Origin of the sequence: Synechococcus sp. R8-2, assembly GCF_047461715.1 — a bacterium.
Classification (GTDB): Bacteria; Cyanobacteriota; Cyanobacteriia; order Thermostichales; family Thermostichaceae; genus Thermostichus.
Map to the genome: position 1 here is coordinate 1 of NZ_JANSHQ010000353.1, position 3,917 is coordinate 3,917.

Here is a 3,917-nt window from a genome sequence, read left to right on the forward strand (position 1 = left end):
TAAGCACCGCTGTCGTGGAGGGGAGCTGTCTCTGTTCGCGTAGCGTTGCGAAGCGATACCAGCAACCAGAATCCTCACCCTATGGGGCAGGGAGTATGTCAAGCAAAGAGCTAGGGGAGAGGCAACCGAAACAGGCGAGCAGCGTTCTGGCTGGTTTCTTCTGCCAGTTTTTCCGGTGGGATCCCAAGCAGCTCCGCCAAGGTTTGGGCCACCCGCTGCACATAGGCCGGCTCATTGCGTTTGCCGCGGAAGGGGGTGGGAGCCAGAAAAGGGCAATCGGTTTCCACCAAAAGCTGGGATAGGGGCACCTCCAAGGCCGACCGGCGGACAGTCTCGGCATTTTTGAAAGTGACAATGCCGCTGAAGCTAATGAAGCAGCCCAGCTCGACAAACAGCCGCGTCTCCTCCGGGGATCCGCTCCAGCAATGCATCACCGCCCGCACTGGCCCCCCCGTGGCCATGGCCTCCTTGAGGATGGCGTAGGTGGCTGCTGCCGCCTCGCGGCAATGGACGATCAACGCCAGATCCTGCGCTTGGGCAATGGCAATCTGGGCCCAGAAGGATTCTTTTTGCCGCTCGATATCCGCCGGGTTGGACTTGTAGAAATCCAGGCCCGTCTCCCCGATAGCCACCACTCGCTCGTCGCTGGCGGCCAGGTGGGCGATCTTTTCGGCCAAATCGGGCTGCCACTGGCCCGCCTCCAAAGGGTGCAGCCCCACCGACAAAAATACTTCCGGATACTGGTCGGCAATGGCCTGCAACTGGGGGAATTCTGCCGGTGTTACACAAGAATGCACCAAACGCCGGATCCCCGTCTGACGCCAGCGCTCGGCCACTTGGGGCAGATCCGCGGCAAAATCGGGGTAGTTGAGGTGGACGTGAGTATCCACCAAAGGAGCAGCAGGTAAGACGGCGGTGCTCAAGGCTCAGCTCCCCAACAATCGTGTTGCCAACCTTATCCAATTGTAAAAGCTGTCCCCGGCCTGCTTGGGATCCCTTCCGGCGCTCCCGTTTGCCGGCGAGATCCCCTTGCGACGGCTCCTGTGGGAGCAGGATGATCCACAATGATTGAGGAAACCTTACGCCGGAGGTTTGTTATGGCCCGTACCCCCTCAACCATGCTGCCTTTGGGCACCCCAGCCCCTGACTTCAGCCTGCCGGATGTGGTGAGCGGCCAAACCATCTCCCTCTCCACCTTTGCCGACAAGCCGGCCCTGCTGGTGATGTTCATCTGCCAGCACTGTCCCTATGTGAAGCACGTGCAAGAGGAGCTGGCCCGCCTTGGCAGAGATTACAAGGATCGCGGCGTCGGCATTGTAGCCATCAGCGCCAACGATGTGGAGAAATACCCGGATGACAGCCCAGAGAACTTGAAGAAGATGGCCGAGACCTTGGGCTTTACCTTCCCCTTCTGCTACGACGAAACCCAAGAGGTGGCCAAAGCCTTCACCGCCGCCTGCACCCCCGACTTTTTCTTGTTCGACGCGGATCGCAAGTTGGTCTATCGCGGTCAACTGGACGACAGCCGTCCCAGCCTGACCGATGTGCCGGTGACGGGCAAAGATTTGCGGGCGGCGCTGGATAACCTTCTGGCCGGCAAGCCCATCGATCCCGACCAAAAGCCCAGCCTGGGCTGCAACATCAAGTGGAAACCTGGCAATGAGCCTGCTTATTTCGCTGGGTAGATCCCGCTTTTTTGAATCGCGGCCAGGGCCTGTCGATGCAAGCTGGGGTTGGCTGCCGCCAACACTTCTCCCGTGGAGGTGCGGGTTAAGGGATCCCCCCGCCAATCGGTAATCACGCCACCGGATCCCTCAATCACCGGCACAAGGGCAGCAAAATCGTAGAGGGCAAGGCCACACTCCATCACCAGATCCACACAGCCGCTGGCCAGCAGGCCGTACTGGTAGCCATCGCCCCCATAGGAGGTAACGTGAACTGCTTGGCTGAGCCCCTGGAAGCACCGTTGTTGGTCGGGTTGGGTGAACAAATCAGGGGTGGTACAGCTCAAGTAGGCGCGGCTGAGGTCGGTATTGGCCTTGGTTTGAGCAGCCTGTCGGTGAGAGGGGGTTATCCATTGAGTGGGCTGTCCCCGTACCCCCAGCCAGCGTTCGCGCAACACCGGCTGATCGATGATGCCCAAAATGGGGCGGTCTTCTTCCAAGAGGGCAATCAGAGTAGCAAAGGTGGGCTTGCCGGTGGAAAAGGCGATGGTGCCATCCAAGGGATCCAAAACCCAAGTGTAGAGGGATCCCGTCTGGTGAAAACCAAACTCTTCGCCAAGGATGCTGTGTTCTGGCACTTGGGCCATCAGCAAAGCTCGCATGGCCCGCTCTGCCTCCCGGTCGGCCACCGTCACAATTGGGGAGCGGGCCTCTTTGTATTCGGCTTGCAGTTCTCCGCGAAACAGGGGGCGAATCACCGCTCCGGCAGCATCGGCCAGGGCCTGGGCCAGTTCAATCCACTCTGCCTTGACCACCTTTTGCCCACCCCATCTGCCCCTTCCCTTTCTTAGCATAGGGAAAAATTTCCTCTCGGTTTATGCGGTCTGGCTTGCTCTTAACTCCTCTGGAATGGCTCTGGACGGCGATTGGGGTCCTCCTGACCATTTTGGGCACCCTAACCCATTTGAGTTTTCCGCCCGGGCTGCCTGGGTTGGGGGGATACAGCTTCTCGCTGCAAATCGGGGGCGTGTTGCTGACGGCTTGTTTGGCGGGGCCGGTGGCAGCGGTGTGCGCCCAGATCGTCTATCTGGGGCTGGGGCTGGCAGGGCTACAGGTGTTTGCCCAAGGGGGAGGGTGGCAGTACCTATACCAGCCTGCCTTTGGCTACTTGCTGGGGTTTCTGCCAGGAGCCTGGGCCTGCGGGACAATTGCTTTTCCGCAACGGGATCCCTATCCACCCCCTTCTCCTCTGGCCCGCCAACGTGCTGTCGATGGGAAGCGGTGGGCAGAAGGGATCCCTGACTCCCCGGTGGGCCTCCAAGAGTTGGGATCCGGCAGCTTGGTGGCTTTGGCCTTGGTTCACCTGACCGGGATTCTCTACCTTTTGGCCACGCAACCCTGGAATGGGGAGTTGCTGAGGTTGATAGGGCTTTACTCCGGCTATACTCTGCCGGGACAGCTCATCGTGGCCAGCTTTGTTGCAGTGATAGCGTTGCTGTTGCGGCGCTTGCTGCTGCTCTGAAGCAAGGGAATCAACTCTGCGCAAAGGCCCATGCAGATTTAGGTCGTGGCGCATCTTTTCTCAAGCTGCAGAGGCAGAAAGTAACTTAGAAAAGTAACTTAGAGCTGTGCCGCTCAAGTGGTACAGATTCTGGTCAAGTCTTGCCAGGATGGATGGGTTTGCGTGAGGAACTGAGGGATGCAACGGACTGCTCTGACCCTTTTGGCCACCGGCCTTTTGGCCACTGGGCTGGCTGCTTGTGGAGATGGCGGCAGCTCAGGGGGCTCGATCCTGCCCCCACCCCAAGGCCCAACGGTTTCGTTTATCAATGCGCCCACCTCGGTGCGGGTGGGCACCTCCACGCCGGCCTTCACGGTGCAGGTGAGTGTGCCCGGCGGTGCTCGTCCAACGCAGTTCCTCGAGCTGGAAACTTTCAACCCCAGCGGCGTGCGCGTGCAAAGGGAATTCTTCAGCCCACAGCAGGCCGGCTGTAACCCTGGGGCCACCTTTTGTAGCTTCAGTACCGATTTCCGCGTTGCCCTCGGGGATCCCATCGGCGTTTGGCAGTTCCGGATCACCGCGTTTGACCAACAAAATCGCTCTGGATCCCAGACATTGCTGATTACAGCCTTCCAGTAGGCAAGCAGAGTTGCCGGTTTTGGGGTGAGGCCACTCACTCTAGAGGGGAATGGCCGCCACAGGTCGTGCCAGCGGGACGGAGTTGCAACAAGAGTAAACTACCCGACCCTGAC

5 protein-coding genes are annotated in these 3,917 nt (G+C 59.7%); 3 read left to right on the forward strand and 2 right to left on the reverse strand.

The features are described 5' to 3' along the window. Positions 1-110 precede the first annotated feature (110 nt). Positions 111-923: a TatD family hydrolase gene (locus tag NW819_RS08875; RefSeq protein ID WP_414413526.1), complete on the reverse strand. Its 813-nt coding sequence runs from the start codon at positions 921-923 to the stop codon at positions 111-113. A 174-nt stretch (positions 924-1,097) separates the two neighbouring features. Between NW819_RS08875 and NW819_RS08880 the strand changes: the two genes are divergently transcribed. Further along, a complete protein-coding gene (locus tag NW819_RS08880; protein WP_041437584.1) occupies positions 1,098-1,685 on the forward strand; it encodes a thioredoxin family protein in 588 nt (195 codons plus the stop codon). Here NW819_RS08880 and hisN read toward each other — a convergent pair. Beyond that, positions 1,670-2,479 (reverse strand): histidinol-phosphatase, encoded by an 810-nt coding sequence (gene hisN, locus NW819_RS08885; protein WP_414413527.1) that lies wholly within the window; start codon positions 2,477-2,479, stop codon positions 1,670-1,672. The two genes, NW819_RS08880 and hisN, sit on opposite strands and share 16 nt — an antisense overlap. A gap of 62 nt (positions 2,480-2,541) precedes the next feature. Between hisN and NW819_RS08890 the strand changes: the two genes are divergently transcribed. Next, positions 2,542-3,186: a biotin transporter BioY gene (locus NW819_RS08890; RefSeq protein WP_414413528.1), complete on the forward strand. Its 645-nt coding sequence runs from the start codon at positions 2,542-2,544 to the stop codon at positions 3,184-3,186. A gap of 177 nt (positions 3,187-3,363) precedes the next feature. Beyond that, a complete protein-coding gene (locus NW819_RS08895; protein ID WP_414413529.1) occupies positions 3,364-3,804 on the forward strand; it encodes a hypothetical protein in 441 nt (146 codons plus the stop codon). The last annotated feature ends 113 nt before the right edge of the window (positions 3,805-3,917 follow it).